Genomic DNA, 24,419 nt, shown 5'->3' on the forward strand with positions numbered 1-24,419 from the left:
CCTTTTTTGTCTCGTGCTGCCGGCGATCCGGCAGGATTTATACCTGAATGCCACTATGACGCGGGATTTTGGTGGTTTCCAGCCCCTTTTTGCAGCGCAGAAAGCCGGGTATGGCCGCCAGACCACAACTGAATGGGTCAGCGACGCCAAATATCCGGGCTGAGAAGCGCAATGATGGCAAGTGTTTCCAGCCGGCCAAGGATCATCGCCCCCGCTAGGATCATCTTTGCCGTGTTTCCCAAAGCCCCGTAAGAGATCGGGTCAACCGCGGCCACCTGTGCGATGGGGCCCGTGGTGGTCAGGGACGCAATGGTCAGGATCATCGCACCTTCAAAATCCTGCCCGGTCAGCGCAAAAAGCGCCATGACCAGCGCCACGGACAAGGTCATCAGCATGAAAAACACCCAAGCCATATAGGCCCCGCGCCCGCGCATATGGCGGGCCTCGGTCCCGGCGCCACCAACCGATGACGGGTGCACCAGTTTTTCCATCTCGCGCAGCCCATGCAGGTACAATGCATAGACCCGCATGAGTTTCGCCCCCCCTGCCGTGGTCGCCACGCCGCCACCCACCAGCGCCAGCCCCATCAGGATCAGGCCCGGCGTCTGCAGTCCCGACCAGTCCCGACTGACCGCCCATGCCGGGCTTTCGAACCCCAGGGTGGTCAAGAAAGACAGCGTGGTGAAAAACGTCCCCCAAAGCGAGGCCAACCCGGCCAGAAGGTTCATTTCCTCTTCCACCTCATAGGCTCCGACCCAGTGACGCAGGAACAAGAACAGTGGCAACACCAGCACGATCACCGTGGCCAGCCGTATTTCGGGGTCAGCGGTCAGGTTGCGCAGCTCGCCCGTTTGCATGTCGGTCGCAAAGGTCAGACGCGAAATGGCAAAGATCAGGAAAACCGCGATCATCACCTCTCCGCCATAGCCGGAACTGGCCCCGGACAATCCGCCCACCGGTGAAATGCCACTGGTCGCCATGGTGGACATGGCATGGCACAGCGCGACAAAGGCAGTGTCACCGGCAAGGATCAGCCCAATCCACAAGGCAAGGGTCAGGCCGGTATAGACCGGCAGCAGACGAATACCATAGGTGCGGATGCGGTCGGAAAAATCCGCCACCCGGGTGATCTGGCTCATCCCGGCGCCAAACCGCCCGCCGGTCAGGCGCGCAGACTGCCCACGCGCGCCATAGCGTGCCCGCACTTCGAACCCGCCAAGCGCCATGGGGGCAAGGATTGCGATGGCCCCAACCCAGATGAACAGCCCACCAAGCCAGCCCACCAGTGCGCGCCATAAATGCAACGTATCCGGCAGGCGTCCGGGATCGTCAAACAGGGTCGCCCCGGTGGTGGTCAGCGCCGAGACCATCTCGACATAGGCGTTCAGAAAGGACGTGGTGCGCAGCGCCTGATGAAACGGCACAGCCAGCATCAGCGGCAGAATGACAAACAGGCCCAAAAGCGCCAGAAGGTGACGCCTGTGCCGGGTAGAGCGCTGCCGGTTTGCCATGGCAATCGCCAGAAAAAAGGTAATGAAACCAAATAGCAAAGCGCCGTACAGAAAGACCCGCCCCTCGTAATACTCGCCGACGCTCCACGCAAATCCAGCCGGCAACAGCATGGCCAGAACCGAGATCCCCATCAGGATCACAAGCAGTGGAAGTTTGGCGATCTGGGCAAGCATGGCAGCGGTCCGGATCAGAAGAAGTCGATCGTGACCTGCAACAGCCGTTCGACCTCTGGCACATCCGCGGCCATACAAAACAGAGTGACCACGTCGCCTTCATCAATGCGCAGCTTGCCCGAGGGTTTCAGGACCTCGTCACCTTTCATCACGGCGCCCACAAGCACGCCTTCGGGGAAATCCACCTCGCGGATGGGTTTGCCCGCGATGGGGGATGTGGACAGAACCTGTGCCTCGATCACCTCAGCTTCGGCGTCGCCCAGCGAATAGACCTCGCGCACTTTGCCGTGACGGATATGGCGCAGGATCGAACTGACCGTCTGGGTACGCGGGTTGATATAGGCGTCGATGTTCAAGGGCTCCATCAGCCCGACAAGCGAGGGGTCGTTGACCAGACAGATCGACATCGGGCAGCCCTCGGCCTTGGCGCGCACCGAGGCCAGCAGGTTCACCTTGTCGTCATCGGTCACGGCCAGAATGGCATCGGCGCGCGGCACGCCCGCCTCTTTCATCAGCTCGCGCACCATACCGTCGCCGTTTAACACCACCGTGCGTTCCAACGCATCGGCGGCCAGTTCGGCGACCGAGCGGTCCAGTTCGATCACCTTGGCGCGAATGCGATCCTCGCGGGTTTCCAGCTCGCGTGCGACCGCAAGCCCCACATTGCCGCCCCCAAGGATCACCACACGTTCCTGCCGCTTGGTGGTCTTGCCAAACACTTCCAGAGTGCGATTCACATCGCTGGTTTTGGTAAAGACATAGATCTGATCGCCCGCAAACAGCTGGTCGCCCGGTTCGGGCGCGAACAGGCTGCCTTCGCGGCGCACCCCGACAACGATGGCCGACAGGGTGGAAAACAGGTCTGTCAACTGGCGCAGGGGCGTGTTGATCACCGGGCAATCTTCGCCCAGCTGCACGCCAAGAAGCTGCACCTTTCCGTCCAGAAAACTCTCGATATCGAAGGCCGAGGGCGCCTGCAGGCGCTTCAGTACCGCTTCGGCCACTTCGCGTTCCGGGCTGATCACCACGTCAATCGGCAGGTGATCGCGCCGGTAAAGGTCCGCATAGATGGCGTCCAGATAGCTTTGTGCACGCAGCCGGGCGATCTTGCGCGGCACGTTGAAAACGGAATGCGCCACCTGACAGGTGACCATGTTCACCTCGTCCGAATGGGTGGCGGCGATGATCATATCGGCATCGCGCGCGCCCGCCCGATCCAGCACATCCGGATAGGACGCATGGCCCGAAATTCCCTGTACATCCAACGTGTCCGTGGCCCGCGCCACAAGTTCGGCGTTGTTGTCCACCACCGTCACGTCGTTCTTTTCGCTGGAAAGGTGACGCGCGATCTGCCAGCCGACCTGACCCGCCCCGCAAATGATGACCTTCATCCGGTTCTCCCAAAAGCGCCCTGTGGCGCTGAAGCCGTCACGGGCCTGCTATCAGGCCCTGACATGTCACGTAAAAAGGGATGGCAGAAGGCGCGCGCAGGGTCAATGGCAGCGTCACGGCCCCGCGCCGCGCATGGACCACGCATGGGCCGCGCAGGCATGGCCGGGATCGCGCCCCGCGCGTCAGGCCTCACGCCTCTTCGACCTCGTCTTCGCCCGCCACATAGGCCACGCGCGCACCGGCCTTCGACCCGGTCACAACGCCCAGAGATTTCAGCTTGCGGTGCAGGGCCGAGCGTTCCATGCCAACAAAATTCGCCGTGCGCGAGATATTCCCGCCGAACCGGTTGATCTGCGCCAATAGATATTCGCGTTCAAACGCCTCGCGCGCTTCGCGCAGGGGCATCATGGCCAGCGCGCCTGACACGACCACCTGCTGGTCGCCCTCGACCTCGCCCGGTGCGTCCTGACCGGGCAGCTCGCTGGCTTGAATGGGCCCGCTGCCATCGCCCAGGATCAACACGCGTTCCATCATGTTTTTCAACTGGCGCACATTGCCCGGCCAATTCAGCGTCTGCAACATGGCCCCGGCTTCCTCGGCCAATTCACGCAGCGGCAAGCCGTTGTTTTTGTTGAACAGTTCAAGGAAGTATTCCGCCAAAACCGGAATATCCTCGCGCCGTTCCGACAAGGGAGGCACGCTGATCGGCACCACGTTCAGCCGGTGATACAGCTCTTCGCGGAAATTACCGGCATCAATTTCGGCCTGCAAATCGCGATTGGTCGAGCTGATCACCCGCAGATCGACCGACACTTTGTCCCCGCCACCCACACGCTGGAAACGCTGGTCGACCAGAACGCGTAGGATCTTGGATTGGGTGCCAAGCGGCATGTCGGCCACCTCGTCGAAATAAAGCACGCCGCCATTGGCTTCTTCCAAAAGCCCCGGCTCCACCCCGCGTTCGGCGCATTCACGGCCAAACAGCACCTCTTCCATGCGCTCGGCCTCGATCGAGGCGGAGTTGACCACCACAAAGGGGGCCGCGCCCCGGTCAGAATGCATGTGAACATAACGGGCAGCCATCTCTTTGCCGACACCCGCAGGCCCGGTCAGAAGCACCCGCCCATTGGATTTCGTGACCTTTTCAAGCTGCGATTTCAACGCCTTGAACGCCGCACTTGATCCAATCATCTCAGCAGGAGAGCCATCACGGCGCTTCAGTTCAGTGTTTTCGCGCCTGAGCCGGCTGGTCTCCATGGCGCGCCGGATCACCACCATCAGCTGATCAATATTGAAGGGCTTTTCGATAAAATCATAGGCGCCCTGTTTGGTCGCGGCGACGGCAATTTCGATATTGCCATGACCCGAGATGATCACCACCGGCACCTCGGGGTGTTCACGTTTGACCATCTTCAGGATGTCGATCCCATCCATATCGCTGTCTTTCAGCCAGATATCGAGGATCATCAGCGACGGCAGTTCAGCCTTCACCTCGGCCACCGCCTCGTCTGACGTGCCCGCCAGCCGGGTGGTAAACCCTTCATCTTCCAAAATATCCGAGATCAGCTCCCGGATGTCGCGTTCGTCATCTACAATCAGGATATCGCTCATATCGTCCCCCAACTCACTCTTTTGCTTGCCCGCCTGTGCGGGGCAGATAAATGCGGGCCATGGCGCCAAAATGCGCGCCGCCCGGTTCAAATACAGGCGCGTCTTCCAAGGTCAGACGACCGCCATGTTCTTCGATGATCTTCTTGACGATGGGCAGGCCCAGCCCGGTGCCCTCATCGCGTGTGGTCACATATGGCTCAAACAACCGGGCACGATCTTCCGGCAGCCCGATACCATTGTCGGCAATGGTGATTTCCACCCCCGAACTCAGCAGCTCCATACCAATATGAACCTGCGGCATATGCCCATCAGGAGCACCTTTTTTCTGCAAGGTTTCAATGGCTTCGCCTGCATTCTTAATCAGGTTGGTCAGCGCCTGGCCGATCATGGTTTCGTCAATCTCAACCTCAATTGGCCCGTCCAGCAACACGGCCGAGATGTCGACATCCTCCTGCCCGGCCTCTTGCAACACAATCACGTCACGCATCAGTTTCACCAGATCCGTGACCCGGCGATCCGGTTCGGGCATGCGCGCGAATTTCGAGAACTCATCAACAATCCGGCGCAAATCCCCGGTCTGACGCACGATCACATCGGTATATTGTTCCAACGCGGCCACATCGACGCCCTCGACCTTGCTGAACTTGCGTTTGATGCGTTCGGCGGACAGTTGAATGGGGGTCAGCGGGTTCTTGATCTCATGCGCAATACGCCGCGCCACGTCGCCCCAGGCGGCCATGCGCTGGGCGGTGACCAGATCAGTCACGTCATCAAAGGCGATCACATAGCCTTCCAGACCGCCCTCTTCATTCTGTCGCCGCGCGATGCGCACCAGAAGGCTTTCCTGCCGACCGCCACGGGTCAGACGTATCTCGCCCTGCGCGCTGCCCAGACCACTTTGCACCACTTCATCCAAAAGCGGCTGGAACTCCGGCACGACCAAAGACAGTTCGTGTTCCTGCCCGTTTTCGTCGTCCACTTCCAAAAGCTGTTCGGCCGCGCGGTTCACAAAGGTCACCTGCCCGGCCGGGTTCAACCCGACAACGCCCCCGGTGATCGAGCTGAGCACGCTGTCAAAGAGCCGCCGGCGGCGTTCGATCTGATCGGTGTTTTCCAGCAGGCGGTCACGTTGCCCCTTAAGGCGCGCGGTCATCTGGTTGAAATACCGCCCCAGCATGGCGATCTCGTCATCCCCTGCCTCTTCGATCACGCGCACATCCAGATCGCCCCCGCCGACACGCTGCGCCGCCCCGGCCAGCCGCCCCACCGGGCGCGCCAGACGTTCAGCAAACCACATGCCCAGCCAGATCGCCGCAAGGATCAGGATCACCGCAAAGCCCAGGTAAATCAGGCCAAACTGAAACAGCTGCTGACCGCGTTGGCTTTCAAGCTGGTTATAGACCCGCACCGCTTCCTGCGTGTCATCCACAAGGTCCAAAATCTCGCCATTCACGTCCCGCGTCAGCAAAATCAGGTGGTCCGAGAACCCATCAAGCTGGATCAACACACGAAACTCATTGCGCGGCCAATCCTCGATCACAACGGATTCACCTGTGAGCGCGCGGGACAAATCCTCGGCCGAGGGTTTTTCAAAATCAAACAGGTAGGACCGCTCCCCACGCACCCGGATATCGCCGTCCGAATTGATCACATAGGCCTCGCGCAGCCCGCGTTGGATACGGGTCTGCCCCTGCACCAAAAGCCGCCCCAGCTCGCCATCTGTCAGCAAAAGCTGATTGGCCCGCTGAAGGCTGAGATAGTTGGCCAGCGCTTCACCATCCTGCACCAGCCCATCGCGGCTTTCCTGCTTATAGGCCTGCGCGGCAGAGAGCGAATTGCCCACCACCGTGCGCACACGTTCCGAAAACCAGCCCTCGAGCCCCATATTAAGGGTCAGCATGGCAAAGACCGCCACAAGGATCGTTGGGCTCAGCGCAATCACCGCAAAAACCATGGTCAGGCGCAAATGCAGCCGCGACCCTGCGCTTTCCTGCCGGCGGGCGGCAACCATGCGCCCGACACCGGCCAGCACAAGCCCGGCCACCAGAATGACATAGACAATATCGGCAAGCAGAATCAGCCTGAGCGCGTTGCTGTCCACCCCCTGCCCGAACGGCCCCAGCACCAGAAAGGTCGTCAGGGCCAGAACTGGTCCAAGCGCGACCATGCTGATCGCCGCACCCGCACGGTAGCGTCGCCAGCGTTGCAGGCTCAGGTAATAGTCTAGTCTCGATCTGCGCACCGCTCGCGCCACGGGAAGCTTCCTTCGAATACCGACCCAAACGGGCCACCCCCGGGCGCCGAGAGACTCTATGGCCTAATTGCCGCGCCCTGTTGCCCTTTTACATCAATTTGCGGCGGCGTGTCACCTCGATTCCCAAATCTGTGATCTTCTTTCTCAAGGTATTGCGGTTGATGCCCAGAAGATCGGCACATTTGGCTTGGTTCCCTGCGGTCGCATCCAGAGCGATTTCAAGAAGCGGAAGCTCCATTTCGCGCAAAATGCGCTGATAAAGCCCTGCTGGCGGCAACACGCCTCCATGCAGATCGAAATAGCGTTTGAGGTGGCGATGCACCGCATCTGACAGGCGTTCGTCGGAAAGGTCGGGCGTATCCGCGCCCGGCACAATGGGCGCGCCAAGGGCCCCCAACACGTCTGATTTCGAGATTTCATCTTCCGTTCCGGTGACCGCCAGCCGGTTCACAAGGTTTTCAAGCTCACGCACATTGCCCGGCCATGGATAGGCGCGCAGGGCGTCTTCGACATCGGCGGAAAAACGCCGGGCGGGCAGACCATCCCGCGTCACCCGCGCCAGAAAGTGATCGGCAAGGGCGGGGATATCCTCCATCCGTTCGCGCAACGAGGGCACGGGAATCACCACGCCGGCCAGCCGATAGAACAAATCCTCGCGAAACGTGCCACGCGCCGCCGCCTGCGCCAGATCGCCTTGCGAAATGGCCAGCACACGCGGCCCGGACCCATCCAGCGTGTCCAAAAGACGCGTCAGGCGGGCCTGCGCGTCGGCGTCCAGATCACCCACACCGTCAAACAGAACCGTGCCCGCCCCCGCCCGACGCACCAACCGGTCCATCCCGTCCGTGGGCAGAAGATCATCCGGCGTGGCCACCACAAAAGGCGCGTCCTGACGGTCGGAAAAATCATGTAGCGCCCGCGCGATCAAAGATTTCCCCGTGCCGCTTTCCCCGGTGATCAACACCGGCAGATCAACATTCAGGACCCGCGCCACAAGGCGGTAGAGCTCTTGCATGGCGGGCGTGCGCCCCACCAAAGGCAAGTCCGTCTGCCCAACCGCCGCAGTGCCTGTCACCGATGGCGACAGCTCCGACGGCGCTGCATTGCGCACACGCAGGCGCTTGCGCTCCAGGGCCTGAGCGGTGCGTTTCATCAAATCCGGCAGGTCAAATGGCTTGGGAAGATAATCAAAGGCCTCGGCTTCCGCAGCCTGAATGGCGGTCATGATGGTGTTTTGCGCCGAGATAACGATCACAGGCAGGTCCGGGCGCAGCTTGGCGATTTTCGGCAGGCTTTCCAGCCCGTTCCCATCGGGCATGACAACATCGGAAATCACCACATCCCCGCGCCCCTCTTCAACCCAGCGCATCAGGGTCACCATTGAACCGGTCGCATGCACCCGGCAACCCGCGCGCGTCAATGCCTGGGTCAGAACCGTGCGGATTGTCCGGTCGTCATCGGCCACAAGAACGGTGCCATCCATGGTCAGTCTCCTTCAGGGGGGTGAGCGCCGGTTGCCGGGGCGACCGGCAGGCTAATGCGAAACGTGGTGCGTCCGGGGTGGCTGTCCACCGCAATGAGCGCGTTGTGATCGGTCAGGATTTTCGACACCAAAGCCAGCCCCAGCCCGGTGCCGTTTTCGCGGCCTGACACGAAGGGGTCAAAGACCTGATCGGCGATATCGGGGGGCAGCCCCGGCCCGTTATCCGTGACCTCAATCTGAATGGGCAGGCTGGCATGTTCGCCGTTGGGCAGATGCAGGCGAAGCCCGGCCTCGTAGAATGTACGGAGCGTAATTTTACCCTCACCGCCAAGTGCTTGCGCAGCATTCTTCAACAAGTTCAAGATCACCTGCTGCAGCTGATCCCCATCCACAAACACTTCTGGCAGCGACGGATCATACAGTTCCGAGAAGCGTATATCGGGGGCAAAACCAAGCTGCGCCGTGGCCCTTGCACGGTCCAGAATATCATGCACATTCACGGCACGCCGTGCGGGCGGGCGCAGATCGCCAAACCGCTCGACCTGTTCCAGAAGGGCGACGATGCGGCGGCTTTCGGCCACGATCAGATCGGTCAGCTCCTGATCACCCTCCGGCAGGGACATGGACAGAAGCTGCGCCGCGCCCGTGATCCCGGCCAGGGGGTTCTTGATCTCATGCGCCAGCATCTCGGCCATGCCAATCGCCTGACGCGCGGCCGCTTTCGGCCCGACCACCTGCCCCAGCGCCTCGGCGCCAGAGCGCGGCTGCAAAAGCATGATCACCTCGCCCGACGGGCTGCTGGTCAGGGGTGATATCTGCAAGTTCACCTCGCGCTTCTCGCCAGAACTCAGCCGAATTGTGACCCCGTCGATGAACAAAGGCGCCCCGTTCAGACGCACCCGTTCAATCGAGGGCAAAAGGTCAACGGAAAAGCCGAACCGCGCCGTCGGCAACTTGCCCAGAAGCCCCCGTTCCGAGCAGTTCAGAAACAGCTCGCCCGCACCGTTCAGGCGCTCCACCTGCCCCACCCCGTCTAGCAGCAGCGCAGGCACAGGCAGCGCGTTCCAAAGGGCCAGCTCGTCACTCATGCGGCCTCTCTTTGCGCCAAAAGCGCAGGCGCGATCAGGGCGCGCACCTCGTCTGGGTTGCGTGAGGACAGGATGCGACGGCGCAGGTCAGGCGCGGTGCCGACCCCATCCATATACCAGCCCAAATGTTTGCGAATGACCCGCCCGCCCAGCTCTGGCCCATAAAAGTCAAGGCTCGCGGCATGATGGTCGCTGACCAGCTTGACCAGCGCCTCGCCTGTGGGGATGTCTGGCGCGGGCTGTCCGTAAAGCGCATGTGCAATCTCGGCCAGAAGCCACGGCCGCCCGCCCGCGCCGCGCCCGATCATCACCCCATCCGCGCCGCTGTCGGACAGCGCCTGACGGGCCGTCGCCGTGTCCACGATATCCCCATTGGCGATGACCGGGATCGATACGGCCTCTTTCACCGGGCGGATCGCGGCCCAATTGGCGTGGCCTTTGTAAAACTGACAGCGCGTACGGCCGTGGATGGTGATGAGACGAATGCCCGCCCCTTCGGCCAGTCGGGCCAGTTCGGGCGCATTGAGACTGTCATCATCCCAGCCCAGCCGGGTTTTCAGCGTGACCGGCACATTGACCGCGCCGACAATCGCGTCGATCAGCCTGAGCGCATGGTCCAGATCGCGCATGAGCGCCGAGCCGGACATGCCGCCCACCACTTTGCGCGCCGGGCAGCCCATATTGATGTCGATAATGCGCGCGCCGTTGGCCTCGACCATACGCGCGGCCTCGCCCGCCCAGTAAGGGTCGCGCGCGGCCAGCTGCACGGCGGTATTGGCGTGACCAAAGCCCAGCTCGGCCCGTTCGCGCACGCCGGGTTTGGCCTGCACCATTTCCTGGCTGGCCACCATTTCCGACACCACAAGCCCCGCGCCAAACGAGGCGACGATATCGCGAAACGGCAAATCGGTGATCCCGGCCATGGGGGCGAGGATCACGGGGGGTGACAGGCTGATATCTCCGATCGGGAGCGACATGCTTAATCCTTGTGCAATAGGGTCAGATTGCGCTGACCCCCCGCAATATATCAACTTTCTGCCTGCTCCGCGAGCGACCCTTTCACATTCTGCCTATTTTTTGTGCGCTTTTTGCGGGCGATTCACCGCCATTGTTCTTCAATTCAGCACGTCCTAAACAAGAGGGCATGAACACAGCTGTCATCATCGTTGCCGCCGGGCGCGGCACACGCGCGGGCGCGGGCCTGCCAAAACAGTGGCGCCAGATCGCGGGGGCACCCGTTGCGGCGCATACTGTGGCGCGGTTTCGTGCCCATGCGGGCACAGGTCAAATTGTGTTGGTCATTCACCCCGATGATCACGGATTTGCCGATCAGATCGAAGGCGTGACCCTTGTGCATGGGGGCGCTACGCGGGACGCGAGTGTGATGGCGGGGCTTGAGGCGCTGGAAAACACGGCCCCAGATCACGTGCTGATCCATGACGTGGCCCGCCCCTTGGTACCGGACGCCGTGATCGAGGCCGTGATTGAGGCCCTTGACGCCCATCCGGGCGCGGCCCCCGCCCTGCCCGTCACAGATGCGCTGTGGCGCGGGGAGGCGGGCCTTGTGACTGGCACGCAGGATCGCAGCGGGCTTTATCGCGCGCAGACGCCGCAGGGCTTTCGCTTTGCCGATATCCTCGCCGCCCATCGCGCCCATCCGGGCGGGGCCGCCGATGATGTCGAGGTCGCCCGCCATGCAGGTCTGGACGTGGCGGTGGTTTCGGGCGATGAACGCAACCTGAAGATCACCACGCCCGGCGATTTCGCGCGGGCCGAACGGCTATTGCTGGCCGAGGAAAAGGAACAGGCGATGGATATTCGGGTGGGCACCGGTTTTGACGTGCATGCGTTTGAGGATGGGGACCATGTGGTGCTCTGCGGTGTTTCGGTCCCGCATGATCGCGCGCTCAAGGGTCATTCGGACGCCGATGTGGGCATGCATGCGCTGACCGATGCGATTTATGGCGCATTGGCCGAGGGTGATATCGGCCAGCACTTCCCGCCCTCGGATGCGCAGTGGAAAGGCGCTGAAAGCGATATTTTCCTGCGCCACGCGGTCAAGCTGGCGGGCACGCGCGGCTACCGGATCTCGAATGTCGATGTGACGCTGATTTGCGAAGAACCCAAGATCGGGCCACATGCACAGGCGATGCGCGCCGCTTTGGCCGACATCATGGGGATGGAGGTGACCCGCGTATCGGTGAAGGCCACCACCAGCGAACGTCTGGGCTTTACGGGGCGCGCCGAAGGCATCGCCGCACAGGCCGTCGCCACGCTGATCGGAGAGTAACATGACCCCATTCACAGCCAAGCTGATCGCCACCTTCTTCTATTCAGGCCTCATGCGCCCCGCACCGGGCACATGGGGCACGCTGGCGGCTCTGCCCGTCGCATGGGTTTCGCATATCATCGGCGGTCCCATCGCACTGACCGGCGCCACGATCCTGGCCTATTACATCGGCCTCAAGGCGACCGAGGCCTATACCGCAGGCAGCGATGACCACGACCCGTCCGAGGTGGTGATCGACGAGGTGGTCGGCATGTGGATCGCGCTTTTCCCGGTCTCTTTCGGGGCCAAGATGATGGGCGCGGATATCACCGCGCTTTACCCCGGCTGGATCGTTGCCTTTCTCGCCTTTCGGTTTTTCGACATCACCAAACTTGGCCCCATTGGCAAGGCGGATCGGCGCGGGGATGCAACGGGCGTGATGATGGATGACGTCTATGCGGGCGTGGCGGCTGCGATCACGGTGGTGGCGCTGGCTTACGGTGCCCATGCGGTACTGATGTGAGCCTTGCAGCTGACATCCTGTCGCTGTGTCGCGCGCACGGCTGGCGTATCGCCACGGCGGAAAGCTGCACCGGCGGCATGGTGGGCGCCGCGCTGACCGAAGTTCCGGGCAGCTCGGACGTGTTTGACCGTGGGTTCATCACCTATTCCAATGACGCCAAAGAAGACATGTTGGGCGTGCGGGCAGACACACTTCAGGCCCATGGTGCCGTATCTGAAGAGGTGGCGGCTGAAATGGCACTAGGCGCACTGGCCCGTTCGCTGGCAACACTTACCGTCTCAGTCACCGGGATCGCAGGGCCGGGTGGATCGGATCACAAACCCGAGGGCCGCGTCTGTTTCGGGCTGGCCACGCCTGATGGTGTCACCACAGAGACGGTCGAGTTCGGCGCGCTGGGCCGCGAAAAGGTCCGTTTGGCCGCCACAACCCATGCGCTGTCGCTTTTGATGCAGGCCGCCCGACAGTAAGGCAGCACAAGAATATCGCGGGGCATTGGTCGCTCAACCGTTCCCTCAGCGCTTAAAGAGCAACACAACCCGCGCATTGAGCGTCCATTTTTTCAGCAAAATGTAAATTCTTGGACGCACAGGACCCAAATCCCCTCTGCATCCTGCCCATTTCCGCAGCAATCCGCGACAACCCCCGTCATCAGGTTTTTACCCGAAGGAGGGGAATATGAACGGCGCAGATACTGCCTGGATCATCGTGGCCACAGCATTGGTCCTTTTCATGTCACTGCCGGGATTGGCGCTGTTTTACGGCGGGCTTGTACGCGCCCGCAACGTGCTCAGCGTCTTCATGCATGTCTATGCCATCGCCTGTTTGATGAGCGTGCTGTGGCTGGCGCTGGGCTACACAATTGCCTTTGGGGATGCGACCCATGGCTGGTTCGGATCTCTGGACAAGGCGTTTTTGATGGGCGTCACCGCAGACAGCCTGTCAGGCACCCTGCCCGAGGTTTTGTTCTTTGCCTTCCAGATGACCTTCGCGGTGATCACCCCCGCGCTGATCGTGGGCGCTTATGTGGAACGGGTTGGCTTTGGCTTTGTGATGGCCTTCTCGGGCCTGTGGATGCTCTTGTGCTATGCGCCCGTTGTGCATTGGATCTGGGGCGGCGGCGCACTGGCGGATGGCGGCATTTTTGGCGAGATCGGCACGCGCGACTTTGCCGGTGGCATTGTGGTGCATGAAACCGCGGCAATCGCGGCCCTGATGGTCGCCATTTTCCTAGGCCCGCGCAAACACCGCACCACACCCCCGCATGCGCCGTGGATGGTATTCATGGGGGCTGGCATGCTCTGGGTGGGCTGGTTTGGCTTCAATGGTGGCTCGCAACTGGCCGCTGATGGGGGCGCTGCCATGGCGATCACGGTGACCCATATCTCTGCGGCCACCGCATCCTTGACCTGGGCCATCTATGAAAAGGTGAAGTACGGCAAGGCCAGCCTTGTGGGCATCGTGACCGGCACCATCGCGGGTCTGGCCTCGATCACGCCGGCCTCGGGCTTTGTTGGCCCCATCGAGGCGCTGATCATCGGCGCCGTGGCCGGGGTTCTGTGTCAGGAGGCCGTGAACGTGATCCGCAACAAGCTGAAGATCGACGACACGCTGGATGTTTTTGCCGTGCATGGGGTCGGCGGCATCTTCGGCACGATCATGATCGCGGTCTTTGGCCAGGGCAGCTTTGTCGCGCAATTTGGGGCGCTGATCATCGTCGGCATCTTCACCATTGTCGTCACCTTCGTGCTGATCAAACTGGTCGCGTTGTTCACCCCCTTGCGCGTCGATCTGGAAACTGAAACCAACGGGCTGGACCTGTCTGCCCACGGAGAACGCGCCTACGACATGACATCGTAACCACTCACGGACATGCGCGGCGGCGGGGTCATGGCAACATGGCCCCGTTTTCCTTTGCGCAGGCACCCTTACGCGTGCCTCTCTTGCAAGCCACGCGCCGAACACCCATAACAGAAGGGACATAACACAAAGGCCCAACACCCCGTCATGGACACCCCCTTCTGGATCAGCTGCGCCGCCATTGCCGCTCTGCTCGTGCTTTCCGCTTTCTTCTCAGGCTCAGAAACCGCCCTGACCGCTGCCTCTCGTGCCAAATTGCGCAACCGCGCCGACAAAGGCGAACGTGCTGCACAGCGCGCGCTGGACATCACCGAGGACAGCGAACGTCTGATCGGCTCGGTGCTTTTGGGCAACAACCTTGTAAACATTCTGGCCGCCTCGCTGGCCACGGCTCTGTTCACGCGCCTGTTTGGTGACAGCGGCGTGGCGCTGGCCACGCTGGTCATGACGCTTCTGGTGCTGATTTTCGCCGAGGTGCTGCCCAAAACCTATGCCATCACCCGCCCGGAAGCCGCTGCGGCCAAGGCCTCTGGGCCCATTTCGCTGATCATCCTTGTCTTCGCGCCCATCGTGTCGGCCGTGCGCGCCATCACCCGTGGTGTGCTGCGCCTTTTTGGCGTGGAAACCGACCCCGACAGCCATATCCTTGCGGTGCGCGAAGAGATCATGGGCGCCATCGCGCTGGGCCATTCGGAAGGTGCGGTGGAAAAGGAAGACCGCGACCGCCTGTTGGGCGCGTTGGATCTGGGGGACCGCGCGGTCGAGGAGATTATGCTCCACCGCAGCCAGATCGAGATGATCGACGCCGCCGCTCCGGCCGTCGAGGTGCTGGAACAAATCCTCGCCTCGCGTCACACCCGCCTGCCCGTCTATCGTAATGAGCCGGAAAATATCATCGGTGTGATCCACGCCAAAGACCTCAGCCGCGCCATGTATAAAGTGCAGGCCGCCGGCAAGAAGATCGAAGATTTCAACCCGCTGGATGTGGCGATGGAGCCTTACTTCATCCCCGAAACCACCACGCTCGACGACCAGATGCGCGAGTTTCTCAAGCGCCACACACATTTTGCGCTGGTGGTGGATGAATATGGATCGCTCGAAGGGCTGATCACGCTTGAAGATATTCTGGAAGAGATCGTGGGCGAGATCACCGACGAATTTGACATGCAAAGCGACCATGAAATCAAACGCTTGCAAGACGGAGCTTATGTGGTTGAAGGCCATGTGACGATCCGCGACCTGAACCGCGCCAATGACTGGTCGCTGCCCGACGACGAGGCCAATACCATCGCCGGGCTGGTCATTCACGAAGCCCAGATGATCCCCAATGAAGGTCAGGTCTTCAGCTTCCACGGCATGCGGTTCGAGGTCATGAAACGCGATGGCAACCGCGTGGCCCGGCTGAAAATCCGCGCCATCTGACCTGCGCGCGAGGCATCGCGGTTTCTTGCAGCGTTTTCCTGCGGCTTTTTGGGGCCGCTTGATCAAACTCAATGTCTGCGGCGTATTTGGGCAGGATAAACGGGACAGGACACCCGAAAGGACATCACATGCCCCGCCTGACCCATCTTGCGCCCCTTGCCCTGCTCGCAGCCCTTGCTCTTGCCGCCACCGCGCTGCGCGCCGACACCGACCCGCTGCAAGACGCACTTGCTGGCAAAACCTTCTATGGCAAAAGCGACACCACGATCACCCTGCATGAGGATGGCAAGCTGACTGGCGGCAATGACAAGATGCAGATCGAAGGCACGTGGAGCGTCGAGAACGGCACCTATTGCCGCGACATCACAAGCCCCGATTTTCTTGCCGGGAAGGGCTGCCCGGCGGTCAGTTTTGATGGCGATCTGGTCACCTTCACCCGCGCAGACGGATCGGCGCGCAGCTATCAGATGAAATGACCCGCGGGCGGGCTGCGCCGCGCGGGCCACGCCCGCGCTGATCTGACAAATCGGGGGGCCGCCGCCCCCCTTTGTTCAGATCATCCTGCTCGCTAAAAGCTTGATCAGCGCCCTTTGAACAAGGACCCCAGAATGCCGCGCACAATGCGCCGGCCCGTGGTACCTTTCAGCTCTTTCATCACCGCCTCGGCCATGGCTCCGCCAAAACTGTCGGGTGTTTTGCGGCTGCGCGAGGTAGAGCGTTTCACCCGCGACCCGGAATAGCGCCGCCCGGCGCGGTATTCGCGTTCGGCGGCACTTTCCGCCTCTTCCTCGGCGCGCTCTGCCTCTTCGGCTTCGCGTGCGGCGTCGGCGGCCCGTTTGGTCAACACCTCATAGGCGCTTTCGCGGTCATTCACCGTCTCATATTTCCCGGCGATGGGCGAAGCATCAATCAGTGCCTTGCGCTCGCCCGGTTCAATCGGCCCAAGCTGCGTCGAAGGCGGGCGAATGAGCGTGCGTTCCACCACGCCGGGCGCGCCTTTGCGTTCCAGAAACGAGGTCACAGCCTCGCCCACACCCACTTCGCGAATGGCGTCTTCGGTCGAGAAGCGCGGATTGTCGCGATAGGTCTCGGCGGCCAGACGCAGCTGCTTGCGATCACGTGCGGTAAAGGCGCGCAGCGCGTGTTGCACGCGGTTGCCCAGCTGGCCAAGGATGTCCTCGGGAATATCCGACGGGCTTTGCGTCACGAAATAGATGCCCACCCCTTTTGACCGGATCAGGCGTGCCACCTGTTCGACCTTGTCCACCAGCGCTTTCGGCGCGCCATCAAAGAGCAGATGCGCCTCGTCAAAGAAAAAGACCAGCTTGGGTTTGTCCGGGTCGCCCACCTCGGGCAGTTCCTCAAAAAGCTCGGACAGAAGCCACAACAGGAAGGTCGCATAAAGCCGCGGCGCACCCATCAGCTTGTCGGACGCCAGAATGGAAATCCGTCCGCGCCCATCCGTATCCGTGCGCATCATGTCCGACAGCTCCAGCGCGGGTTCCCCAAAAAGCTTCGCCCCACCCTGGTTTTCCAAGACCAAAAGCGCACGTTGGATGGCGCCAACCGAACTGTGGGACACATTGCCGTAGCGCAGGCTCAGATCCTTGCCGTTTTCGCCGACCCAGACCAAAAGCGCCTGCAGGTCCTTCAGATCCAGAAGCGGCAGGCCCTGTTCGTCGGCGACGCGGAAGGCGATGTTCAACACACCCTCTTGCGCTTCGGTCAGCTCAAGTAGCCGCGCCAGCAAAAGCGGCCCCATTTCAGAGACGGTGGTGCGCACCGGGTGCCCCTGATCGCCGTAAAGGTCCCAGAAGGTGACCGGGAAGGCCTTGTAGCTGTAATCCGTAAAACCGATCTTTTCCGCGCGCGAGGTGAAGGCTTCGTGCAGCTTGAACCCTTCGGAGCCAGCTTTTGCAAGACCCGACAAATCCCCCTTCACGTCTGACAGGAACACAGGAACGCCCTGGGCTGCGAAGTTCTCAGCCAGAATTTGCAGCGTGACCGTCTTGCCGGTGCCCGTGGCCCCCGCCACCAGCCCGTGCCGGTTGGCATATTTCAGCAAAAGCCCCTGCTTCTCGGCGTAATCCACGCCGCCGCCACCCACGAAAATTCGCCCGTCCATCGGATCCGTCATCTGCTCACACTCCCCCGACCCGAAGAGGGTCGCAAAACTAAATTCGCTCCGACAATACAATATTAACCTCCTTGGGCCAGACTGTATTCATTCCCGATGGGCAGATGCCCGGGAATGACTTCCTCCCTGTCAGACTGACCCCGCCTTGCGCGGGGTCTTTTTTTGTTAACATGCGTAGCTATGCATTTGTTTTTGCGTGAAAAGCTGTATCAGATCACATTCGCGACAGTTTGGAGGCCAATTGCGCCAATTGCCCCCTTGACCCCTGCGACCAAGTGACATAGCGTCACGCCATAAGCCGGTCAGTCCGGCAGGGAGAGAACACCGAAAAGGGTCTGCGCTGCGGGCCCTTTTCACTTTTTCAGCTCTGACATGACATCTGCCTGCAGGGATATGAACCGCGTTGCCTAGCCCGGTTCGCGGCTCCCGAACTCGGGGGGCCTGCCCGGGCTCGGCAGGGAATCGCGCAGCGCTGCGGCGTGGCTCGAAATCCGCCAAAGGTATGGTTATTTGGACCTGACACCGCCCCGGGCACATGATATCCCGGCCTCAGGTGAAGAACGTCTTTTACACAAGGAACCGTTATGAAGGTTGATCTGATCAAAACCCTGCCGCTGGCCGCCCTGCTGGCCTTCGCTGCCCCCGCATTGGCGCAAGAGACCGCATCGGAAGATGCCGCCACCGAAGCGACCGAGGCCGCCGAAACCACAGCAGAGACAGAAAACACATCCGAGGCCAGCCAGCCCAAGGTCGATATGGGTCAGCCCGTGGACGAAACCCGCAAACCCGGCCAGACCTATGTCGAAAGCGTCGAAGGGGATTGGGAACGCAAATGCATCACCCTGCCTGAAGGTCAGGGCGACGACCCCTGCCAGATGTACCAGCTGCTGAAAGACGAAGCCGGCAATGCCGTGGCTGAAATTTCGCTGGGCAAACTGCCCGCTGGCGGTCAGGCCGCTGCCGGGGCCACCGTTGTGGTGCCGCTGGAAACGCTTTTGACCCAACAGCTGACCATTTCGGTTGATGGCGGTCAGGCACGTCGCTATCCGTTCCGCTTCTGCGCGCAGCCGGGCTGCGTTGCCAATATCGGTTTCACCGCTGGCGAGATTGACGGCTTCAAGAAAGGCGCAAAGGCCACGGTCACCATCGTGCCTGCCGCAGCCCCCGATCAGAAGGTCAACCTGGCCATGTCGCTGAAGGGTTTCACCAAGTCATTTGATGATCTGGCTGCCCCAAAGGCACCGGCCCAGTAAACCATAAAAACACAAAAGAAAACGCCGCCCTTCGAGGCGGCGTTTTTGTTTCTGAGGTCTAAAAAATCAAGCCGCGCGCAGCGCCAGAACCGCGTTCAAACCGCCAAAGGCAAAGGCATTGGACAACACCGCCTTGACCTTCACATCCCGCGCCACATTGGGCACCACATCCAGCGCACATTCCGGGTCCGGTTCTTCGTAATTGACCGTTGGCGCAATCACGCCCTCGCGGAGCGCCATGATGCAGGCCAAGAGCTCGACCGCGCCGGTTCCACCAATCAGATGGCCATGCATCGCCTTGGTGGACGAGATCATCAGGTCATCCGCGTGATGCCCAAAGGCATCCGCCACGGCCGCGCATTCGGTTTTGTCATTGGCCGCCGTGCCCGTGCCGTGGGCGTTGATGTAACACACCTCTTCCGGGTTCATCTGCGCATCTTTCATCGCGCCTGATATGGCCCGCGACGCGCCTTGCTTAGAGGGCATCACGATATCCGCCGCGTCCGAGGACATGGCAAAGCCTGAAACTTCCGCCAGTATCTCGGCCCCGCGTGCGCGTGCGTGTTCATATTCTTCGAAAACAAAGACCGCGGCCCCTTCGCCTTGCACCATGCCGTTGCGATTGGCGGAAAACGGGCGGCAGGCGTCTTTGGACATGACGCGCAGCCCCTCCCACGCCTTGATGCCGCCAAAACACAGCATGGCTTCGGAGCCGCCGGTGACCATCACATCGGCCATGCCCGCGCGGATCATCTGCATCGCCTGCCCCATCGCGTGGTTGGAACTGGCGCAAGCCGTGGCCACGGTGAAACTTGGCCCCTTGAGGTTCCATTCCATCGACACGTGGCTGGCAGCGGCGTTGTTCATCAGCTTGGGCACCACAAAGGGGTGCACCCGGTTCTTGCCGTCCTCATAGACCGAGCGGTAGTTTTCATCGAGCGTGTTCATCCCCCCGCCCGACGTGCCCAGAACCACCCCCGCGCGCGTCGCCAGCTCGCCCGAGAAGCTCAGCCCTGACTGGGTGATGGCTTCGCGGGCGGACAGCAGGGTAAACTGCGTGAACCGGTCATAAAGCGCGATTTGCTGGCGGTTGAAGGCGTCTTCCGCCTCGTAACCCTTGATCTGGCCTCCGATGCGGATCGACAGGCGCTCGACATCCTGAAATTCCAGATCAGAAATGCCGCAACGCCCTTCGCGCATGGCCTCAAGCGTATCAGGCACGTTGCGACCCAGCGCGTTGATCGTGCCCTGCCCGGTGATAACGATACGGCGCATCGCCTAGGTCACCTGTTCAGAGACCAACCCCTGAACCGCTTTGACAATCGCCGCCACAGACGAGATATCAAAGTCGCTCTCGGATGGATCATTGGCATTAAACGGCACCGAGATGTCAAAAGCCTCTTCAATTGCAAAGATGCTTTCCACAAGTCCCAGGCTGTCGATGCCCAAATCCTCTAGCGTTTGATCAAGGCGTACATCGCCCGGTTCAAGCATGGCCTGTTCGGCGATGATTTCAATGACGCGGGTCTGGAGTGTATCAGACATGAAAGGTCCCTTTCGCGTTGGCGAATATCTAGTCCTTGTCCACGAGTTTTGAAACAGTTTTTTGAAGCTCACGTAACGTATCGGCAAGACGCGGCAGACGGCGCAATTCCCGACGAATGGCCATCTCTGTCTCGATCTTCACCGCGGGGCTGCCCAGAACGGCGCGACCTGCGGGCACGTTGGTGTAGATATTGGTACCACCCCCGGCAATCACATCATCGCCGATGAAAATATTGTCGCTGACGCCCACTTTGCCGCCCAAAACCACGCGGTTACCGATTTTGGCGGACCCCGACACGCCGACGTTGCCACACATCATGACATGTTCGCCGACGATGGCGTTGTGCCCAACCTGCACCTGGCAGTCGATCTTGGTGCCCGACCCGATCTGGGTCGCGCGGATGGTGCCGCGGTCGATGGTTGAACTGGCGCCCAGCTCGACGTCATCGCCAACCACGACCCCGCCCAGCGAATGCACACGCGCCCAATGGGCGCTGCCTTCGACGGTATCGGCGCGCTCACCTTCGGCCATATTGCCGCGCAGGCTTTCCACCGCACTTTCCTTGTCCAGCGTGACAAAGGAAAACCCGTCGCCCCCCAGAACCGAGTTCGACTGCGCGGTGAACCGGTCACCAATTGTGCACAGATGGGCAATGCGCGCGCCCGGATGCAGGGTCAGGTCATCGCCGATCACCGTGCCATATCCGACAGAGGCATGCGCCCCGATCTGCGCCCGCGCGCCGATCTTCACGTCTTTTCCGATGACAACCAGCGGGCCAATGGCGGCGCCTTCGCCGATCTCGGCGCTGTCATCCACAACGGCGCTCGGGTGAATGCCGGGTTCGATCCCCAGCCCCGGATCCAGCGCACGCGTCAGCAAAGGCATCGCGGCCTTGCCCCGTGTCATGCAAATCGCGCCTTCCAGCCCCAGCGCCTGCCAATCAGCACCTTCCCACAAAAGCGCCGCCCGGGCCTGTCCAGCCGCAATCCCATCCGCATATTTCGGATCCATCGCCAGGGCCAGCTCATTGGGCCCGGCATCCTGCGGCTCGGCCGCGCCGGTCAGGACAATCTTGCCATTGCCGGTAAAATCGCCCCCAAGGGCTGCGGCAATCTCGGACAGGGTAAAACTCATGCGGCTCTCCTTTGCAGACCGGAATTCTGGCCCGGCCTTTTTAAAGGATTTACCCCTCTACGGAGCGAAGCGCCACCCCGGCATTTTTCAGCGCCGCCCAAACCTTGGCATCACGCCCATAGACATCCCGACGATACTGCATCTGCCCATTCGCCGGCGCCACGGCCGTCCGGTACACGATATGCACCGGCACCTTCTGTTCCAGGTTCACACGCGTTTCGCGCCCGGTTTTCAAATGCCTGTGGAACTCGCCCTTGGGATCGTCACTTTGCTTGGACAGGATCGCATAGGCAAACTCGAACGGGCTGCCCAGACGAATACAGCCGTGCGAAAAGGCACGTACTTCGCGGTTGAACAGGCTTTTTGACGGCGTGTCGTGCAGATAGATGTTGTGTTTGTTGGGGAACATGAACTTCACCAGCCCCAGCGCATTGCGCGACGATGGCGGTTGCTTGATCGCAAAGGGGAAGGTCTTGGCGTTATAGGCCGAGAAGTTTACCGCCCCCCGGTTCACCACCCGCCCGCGGCTGTCGATCAGCTTCAGATGGCTCACCGCATTCGGATTGCGCTTGAGCATCGGCAGATACTCTTTTGTGGCAATCGAGCGCGGTACATTCCAGGTGGGGTTGATCACCAGATGCTCCATCTCGTCCGAAAACTCGGGGCTGCGCTGATCGGACACGTTCTTGCCAATGACCGAACGGCTTTCAAAGCTGACACGCCCGCCATCCACGATCTTGGCCGAGAAATCGGTCAGATTGACCCAGACATGGCGCTTGCCACGGGTGATATTGGTCCAGCGTTCACGCTCCATCGCGACGACAATGGCCGCAAGGCGCTTTTCAAGCGATGTGTTGATCTGGGCAATCGTGCCTGCCCCGGCCACGCCATCGGCGGTCAGCCCGTGGTCTTCCTGAAAGGCCTGCACGGCTTTCTGGATCGACCCGTCATAGGACCGGCTGGCCGAGCGGCTAAGATACCCCATACGAATCAACCGGTTACGCAACGCCACCACCGCGCTGCCCTGCTGTCCGGGTTTCAGCGATTTTGCGGGCACCGTTTCGCCCCAACCACCGCGGGCCAAAAGCGCCTCGAGCCGCAGCTTTTCCTTCATCAGCCGGGCATATTCCGGGTGTTTGGGCGGTAGGGATTTCAAAAATGCGGTTGGGCTGGATTTCACCAGTGCCGCCAGCAGGACATCCCCCGGTTGGCGCGGGATGTCGCGGACAATGCCGCTGTCCACTTTGCGCGGGGTCAGCACGCCCGAATTCACATCCTGTGCGTAAGACACGAAAAGCTGGGCCAGTTCGACCTCGACCCGCCCCATTTCACGCATCGATGCGATATTGGCCATGCGGCGTTTCAGATCATCCACATCATAGGCCGGCAAGCCATGATCCTCCGCGCGCTCCAGCACCTTCAAAAGCGCCTGACGACGCTGCGCATCCTCTCCGCCCTGCCCGGTCCAGATCGGGCGATACCCGTTGGCGCGGTAAAAGGCGGCCACTTCGCTGTCACGGGCTGCGGCCTCTGCCACGGCCTGAGCAAACCCGGACACCACCGATTGCGCGCTGGCAGGCGCTGTGGTGGTCATGAAAGATGCGACGCCAAGAGCTGCGGCAAAAGCGCCCGCCAACAAGCCGCGGCGGCGGCGCGAAAACGTAAGGGAATACATTCTGTGTCCAACCCGTGAAGATCTACCTGTATCGCGGAATAATCCACCATCCATGGTAGCAAGTCCATTCACAAAGACGAAATCTGCGGTATCGGTTAAGAAAACCTTCCGGAATCCCTGACCTTCCCGATGCCGTCTGACACGCATCCGCCACGGTTAACCAGTTTTTCAGAACTTTCAGCAAATTTCTGCCGATTTTTCTTGAACCCGTTAAGTCGATGAAAACTTTGCTTGGCGCACGATTCGACATGTGCCATAACAAGGGCACCTTGGGGAGAGGCAATCTGATCGGTGCCTGACGGGACACAGAACCCGTGGGAAACGATCGCAGGCAAGCGACGGGACACGCTTATGAGCGACCAGATACTGAGCGCACGAGCTTCAGCAGGAACACCTGCAGGAAAAGCGGCGAGCAATCACAACAGTTCATCTTCTGTCACCATGACGCGACGGGGCCTTCTGGGCGCTTTCGCCGCCGCCTCGGTCACTGCCGCTCCCATGTACGCCAATGCCGCTGGTTTCCTGCGCGGAGGCGGCGATGTGCGCCGCATCGCCATGTATTCCGGCCGCACCGGCGAAAGCATCAACATGATCTACTGGATTGAAGGCAAATATATCAAAGACGCCCTGAAGGAAGTGAACCACTTCATGCGGGACTGGCGCACCGATACCTCGATCCGCATTGATACCCGCACCATCGACATCATGGCCGCAGCCCATGGGCTGATGGGCGCCCGTGAGCCATATATGATGCTGTCGGGCTATCGCTCGCCCAAAACCAACGCGATGTTGCGCTCGCGTTCGCGCGGCGTGGCCAAGAACTCGCTGCACATGAAAGGTCAGGCCGCTGATCTGCGGCTGAAGTCGCGCTCGGTCGGCCAGATGTTCAAAGCGGCCGTGGCCTGTCAGGGTGGCGGTGTCGGGCGCTATTCAGGTTCGAACTTCGTGCATATGGATTGCGGCGTGGTCCGCTCCTGGGGCCGCTAAGCGCCCCCCACCCAAGCTCTAAAGACCCCAAAGCGCCTGTTTCGGGCGCTTTTTTGTTGTCCCATGTTTAAAGCGTTTCGACTTATTGTTGAGGCACAACAAT

20 protein-coding genes are annotated in these 24,419 nt (G+C 61.1%); 8 read left to right on the plus strand and 12 right to left on the minus strand.

Features of this window, described 5'->3' with window-relative positions; translation table 11 throughout:
- Positions 1 to 137 precede the first annotated feature (137 nt).
- From ACRY08_RS11975 to dusB, 7 genes are all read right to left on the minus strand, one after another.
- Entirely contained in the window at positions 138 to 1,685 is a 1,548-nt protein-coding gene (locus tag ACRY08_RS11975) for a TrkH family potassium uptake protein (protein WP_432450157.1), read from the minus strand.
- 14 nt (positions 1,686 to 1,699) lie between these two features.
- Positions 1,700 to 3,076 (minus strand): Trk system potassium transporter TrkA, encoded by a 1,377-nt coding sequence (gene trkA / locus ACRY08_RS11980; protein WP_432450158.1) that lies wholly within the window; start codon positions 3,074 to 3,076, stop codon positions 1,700 to 1,702.
- A 190-nt stretch (positions 3,077 to 3,266) separates the two neighbouring features.
- The gene (locus ACRY08_RS11985) at positions 3,267 to 4,688 is read right to left on the minus strand and encodes a sigma-54-dependent transcriptional regulator (protein ID WP_432450159.1); all 1,422 of its coding nucleotides are present in this window, start codon (positions 4,686 to 4,688) and stop codon (positions 3,267 to 3,269) included.
- A 13-nt stretch (positions 4,689 to 4,701) separates the two neighbouring features.
- Entirely contained in the window at positions 4,702 to 6,855 is a 2,154-nt protein-coding gene (locus tag ACRY08_RS11990; RefSeq protein WP_432450285.1) for an ATP-binding protein, read from the minus strand.
- A gap of 175 nt (positions 6,856 to 7,030) precedes the next feature.
- On the minus strand, positions 7,031 to 8,425 hold the full coding sequence (locus ACRY08_RS11995) for a response regulator (RefSeq protein ID WP_432450160.1): 1,395 nt from the start codon (positions 8,423 to 8,425) through the stop codon (positions 7,031 to 7,033).
- Positions 8,426 to 8,427: 2 nt separating this feature from the next.
- Entirely contained in the window at positions 8,428 to 9,513 is a 1,086-nt protein-coding gene (locus ACRY08_RS12000) for a two-component system sensor histidine kinase NtrB (protein WP_432450161.1), read from the minus strand.
- Positions 9,510 to 10,490: a tRNA dihydrouridine synthase DusB gene (dusB, locus tag ACRY08_RS12005; RefSeq protein WP_432450162.1), complete on the minus strand. Its 981-nt coding sequence runs from the start codon at positions 10,488 to 10,490 to the stop codon at positions 9,510 to 9,512. Before dusB ends, ACRY08_RS12000 begins: the two co-directional genes overlap by 4 nt.
- A gap of 167 nt (positions 10,491 to 10,657) precedes the next feature.
- Between dusB and ACRY08_RS12010 the strand changes: the two genes are divergently transcribed.
- The 6 genes from ACRY08_RS12010 to ACRY08_RS12035 all read left to right on the plus strand — a co-directional run bounded on the left by ACRY08_RS12010 (position 10,658) and on the right by ACRY08_RS12035 (position 16,060).
- Positions 10,658 to 11,803: a bifunctional 2-C-methyl-D-erythritol 4-phosphate cytidylyltransferase/2-C-methyl-D-erythritol 2,4-cyclodiphosphate synthase gene (locus tag ACRY08_RS12010; RefSeq protein ID WP_432450163.1), complete on the plus strand. Its 1,146-nt coding sequence runs from the start codon at positions 10,658 to 10,660 to the stop codon at positions 11,801 to 11,803.
- 1 nt (position 11,804) lies between these two features.
- Positions 11,805 to 12,305, plus strand: a complete 501-nt coding sequence (locus ACRY08_RS12015; protein ID WP_432450164.1) for a phosphatidylglycerophosphatase A family protein — start codon at positions 11,805 to 11,807, stop codon at positions 12,303 to 12,305.
- Positions 12,302 to 12,772: a CinA family protein gene (locus ACRY08_RS12020; RefSeq protein WP_432450165.1), complete on the plus strand. Its 471-nt coding sequence runs from the start codon at positions 12,302 to 12,304 to the stop codon at positions 12,770 to 12,772. The genes ACRY08_RS12015 and ACRY08_RS12020 overlap by 4 nt, the downstream gene beginning before the upstream one ends.
- A 208-nt stretch (positions 12,773 to 12,980) precedes the next feature.
- Positions 12,981 to 14,162, plus strand: a complete 1,182-nt coding sequence (locus tag ACRY08_RS12025) for an ammonium transporter (RefSeq protein WP_432450166.1) — start codon at positions 12,981 to 12,983, stop codon at positions 14,160 to 14,162.
- A gap of 147 nt (positions 14,163 to 14,309) precedes the next feature.
- Entirely contained in the window at positions 14,310 to 15,584 is a 1,275-nt protein-coding gene (locus ACRY08_RS12030; protein ID WP_432450167.1) for an HlyC/CorC family transporter, read from the plus strand.
- A gap of 128 nt (positions 15,585 to 15,712) precedes the next feature.
- Complete coding sequence (locus ACRY08_RS12035) at positions 15,713 to 16,060, plus strand: hypothetical protein (RefSeq protein ID WP_432450168.1); 348 nt, start codon at positions 15,713 to 15,715, stop codon at positions 16,058 to 16,060.
- Between the two features lie 104 nt (positions 16,061 to 16,164).
- Here the strand turns inward: ACRY08_RS12035 and ACRY08_RS12040 are convergent, their stop codons facing one another.
- Positions 16,165 to 17,709 (minus strand): helicase HerA-like domain-containing protein, encoded by a 1,545-nt coding sequence (locus tag ACRY08_RS12040; protein ID WP_432450286.1) that lies wholly within the window; start codon positions 17,707 to 17,709, stop codon positions 16,165 to 16,167.
- A gap of 596 nt (positions 17,710 to 18,305) precedes the next feature.
- Between ACRY08_RS12040 and ACRY08_RS12045 the strand changes: the two genes are divergently transcribed.
- Positions 18,306 to 18,974, plus strand: a complete 669-nt coding sequence (locus tag ACRY08_RS12045; RefSeq protein WP_432450169.1) for an invasion associated locus B family protein — start codon at positions 18,306 to 18,308, stop codon at positions 18,972 to 18,974.
- A 66-nt stretch (positions 18,975 to 19,040) separates the two neighbouring features.
- Here ACRY08_RS12045 and ACRY08_RS12050 read toward each other — a convergent pair whose 3' ends face one another.
- From ACRY08_RS12050 to ACRY08_RS12065, 4 genes are read right to left on the minus strand one after another with little or no spacing between them, the layout of a single operon-like run.
- The gene (locus ACRY08_RS12050) at positions 19,041 to 20,249 is read right to left on the minus strand and encodes a beta-ketoacyl-[acyl-carrier-protein] synthase family protein (RefSeq protein WP_432450170.1); all 1,209 of its coding nucleotides are present in this window, start codon (positions 20,247 to 20,249) and stop codon (positions 19,041 to 19,043) included.
- Positions 20,250 to 20,252: 3 nt separating this feature from the next.
- Complete coding sequence (locus tag ACRY08_RS12055) at positions 20,253 to 20,519, minus strand: acyl carrier protein (protein WP_432450171.1); 267 nt, start codon at positions 20,517 to 20,519, stop codon at positions 20,253 to 20,255.
- Positions 20,520 to 20,547: 28 nt separating this feature from the next.
- Entirely contained in the window at positions 20,548 to 21,654 is a 1,107-nt protein-coding gene (locus ACRY08_RS12060; protein WP_432450172.1) for a UDP-3-O-(3-hydroxymyristoyl)glucosamine N-acyltransferase, read from the minus strand.
- 49 nt (positions 21,655 to 21,703) lie between these two features.
- Entirely contained in the window at positions 21,704 to 23,329 is a 1,626-nt protein-coding gene (locus ACRY08_RS12065; protein ID WP_432450173.1) for a L,D-transpeptidase family protein, read from the minus strand.
- Between the two features lie 441 nt (positions 23,330 to 23,770).
- Between ACRY08_RS12065 and ACRY08_RS12070 the strand changes: the two genes are divergently transcribed.
- Positions 23,771 to 24,316: a YcbK family protein gene (locus tag ACRY08_RS12070; protein WP_432450174.1), complete on the plus strand. Its 546-nt coding sequence runs from the start codon at positions 23,771 to 23,773 to the stop codon at positions 24,314 to 24,316.
- Positions 24,317 to 24,419: the final 103 nt, after the last annotated feature.

The organism is Aliiroseovarius marinus, from assembly GCF_050881025.1.
Lineage (GTDB): Bacteria > Pseudomonadota > Alphaproteobacteria > Rhodobacterales > Rhodobacteraceae > Aliiroseovarius > Aliiroseovarius marinus_A.

Excerpts from the sequence above, each read along its gene's own strand:
- ACRY08_RS11975 (WP_432450157.1), bottom strand. The coding sequence starts at position 1,685 with ATGCTTGCCCAGATCGCCAAACTTCCACTGCTTGTGATCCTGATGGGG.
- trkA (WP_432450158.1), bottom strand. The coding sequence starts at position 3,076 with ATGAAGGTCATCATTTGCGGGGCGGGTCAGGTCGGCTGGCAGATCGCG.
- ACRY08_RS11985 (WP_432450159.1), bottom strand. The coding sequence starts at position 4,688 with ATGAGCGATATCCTGATTGTAGATGACGAACGCGACATCCGGGAGCTG.
- ACRY08_RS11990 (WP_432450285.1), bottom strand. The coding sequence starts at position 6,855 with ATGGTCGCGCTTGGACCAGTTCTGGCCCTGACGACCTTTCTGGTGCTG.
- ACRY08_RS11995 (WP_432450160.1), bottom strand. The coding sequence starts at position 8,425 with ATGGATGGCACCGTTCTTGTGGCCGATGACGACCGGACAATCCGCACG.
- ACRY08_RS12000 (WP_432450161.1), bottom strand. The coding sequence starts at position 9,513 with ATGAGTGACGAGCTGGCCCTTTGGAACGCGCTGCCTGTGCCTGCGCTG.
- dusB (WP_432450162.1), bottom strand. The coding sequence starts at position 10,490 with ATGTCGCTCCCGATCGGAGATATCAGCCTGTCACCCCCCGTGATCCTC.
- ACRY08_RS12010 (WP_432450163.1), top strand. The coding sequence starts at position 10,658 with ATGAACACAGCTGTCATCATCGTTGCCGCCGGGCGCGGCACACGCGCG.
- ACRY08_RS12015 (WP_432450164.1), top strand. The coding sequence starts at position 11,805 with ATGACCCCATTCACAGCCAAGCTGATCGCCACCTTCTTCTATTCAGGC.
- ACRY08_RS12025 (WP_432450166.1), top strand. The coding sequence starts at position 12,981 with ATGAACGGCGCAGATACTGCCTGGATCATCGTGGCCACAGCATTGGTC.
- ACRY08_RS12030 (WP_432450167.1), top strand. The coding sequence starts at position 14,310 with ATGGACACCCCCTTCTGGATCAGCTGCGCCGCCATTGCCGCTCTGCTC.
- ACRY08_RS12035 (WP_432450168.1), top strand. The coding sequence starts at position 15,713 with ATGCCCCGCCTGACCCATCTTGCGCCCCTTGCCCTGCTCGCAGCCCTT.
- ACRY08_RS12040 (WP_432450286.1), bottom strand. The coding sequence starts at position 17,709 with ATGGACGGGCGAATTTTCGTGGGTGGCGGCGGCGTGGATTACGCCGAG.
- ACRY08_RS12045 (WP_432450169.1), top strand. The coding sequence starts at position 18,306 with ATGAAGGTTGATCTGATCAAAACCCTGCCGCTGGCCGCCCTGCTGGCC.
- ACRY08_RS12050 (WP_432450170.1), bottom strand. The coding sequence starts at position 20,249 with ATGCGCCGTATCGTTATCACCGGGCAGGGCACGATCAACGCGCTGGGT.
- ACRY08_RS12055 (WP_432450171.1), bottom strand. The coding sequence starts at position 20,519 with ATGTCTGATACACTCCAGACCCGCGTCATTGAAATCATCGCCGAACAG.
- ACRY08_RS12060 (WP_432450172.1), bottom strand. The coding sequence starts at position 21,654 with ATGAGTTTTACCCTGTCCGAGATTGCCGCAGCCCTTGGGGGCGATTTT.
- ACRY08_RS12065 (WP_432450173.1), bottom strand. The coding sequence starts at position 23,329 with ATGTATTCCCTTACGTTTTCGCGCCGCCGCCGCGGCTTGTTGGCGGGC.
- ACRY08_RS12070 (WP_432450174.1), top strand. The coding sequence starts at position 23,771 with ATGACGCGACGGGGCCTTCTGGGCGCTTTCGCCGCCGCCTCGGTCACT.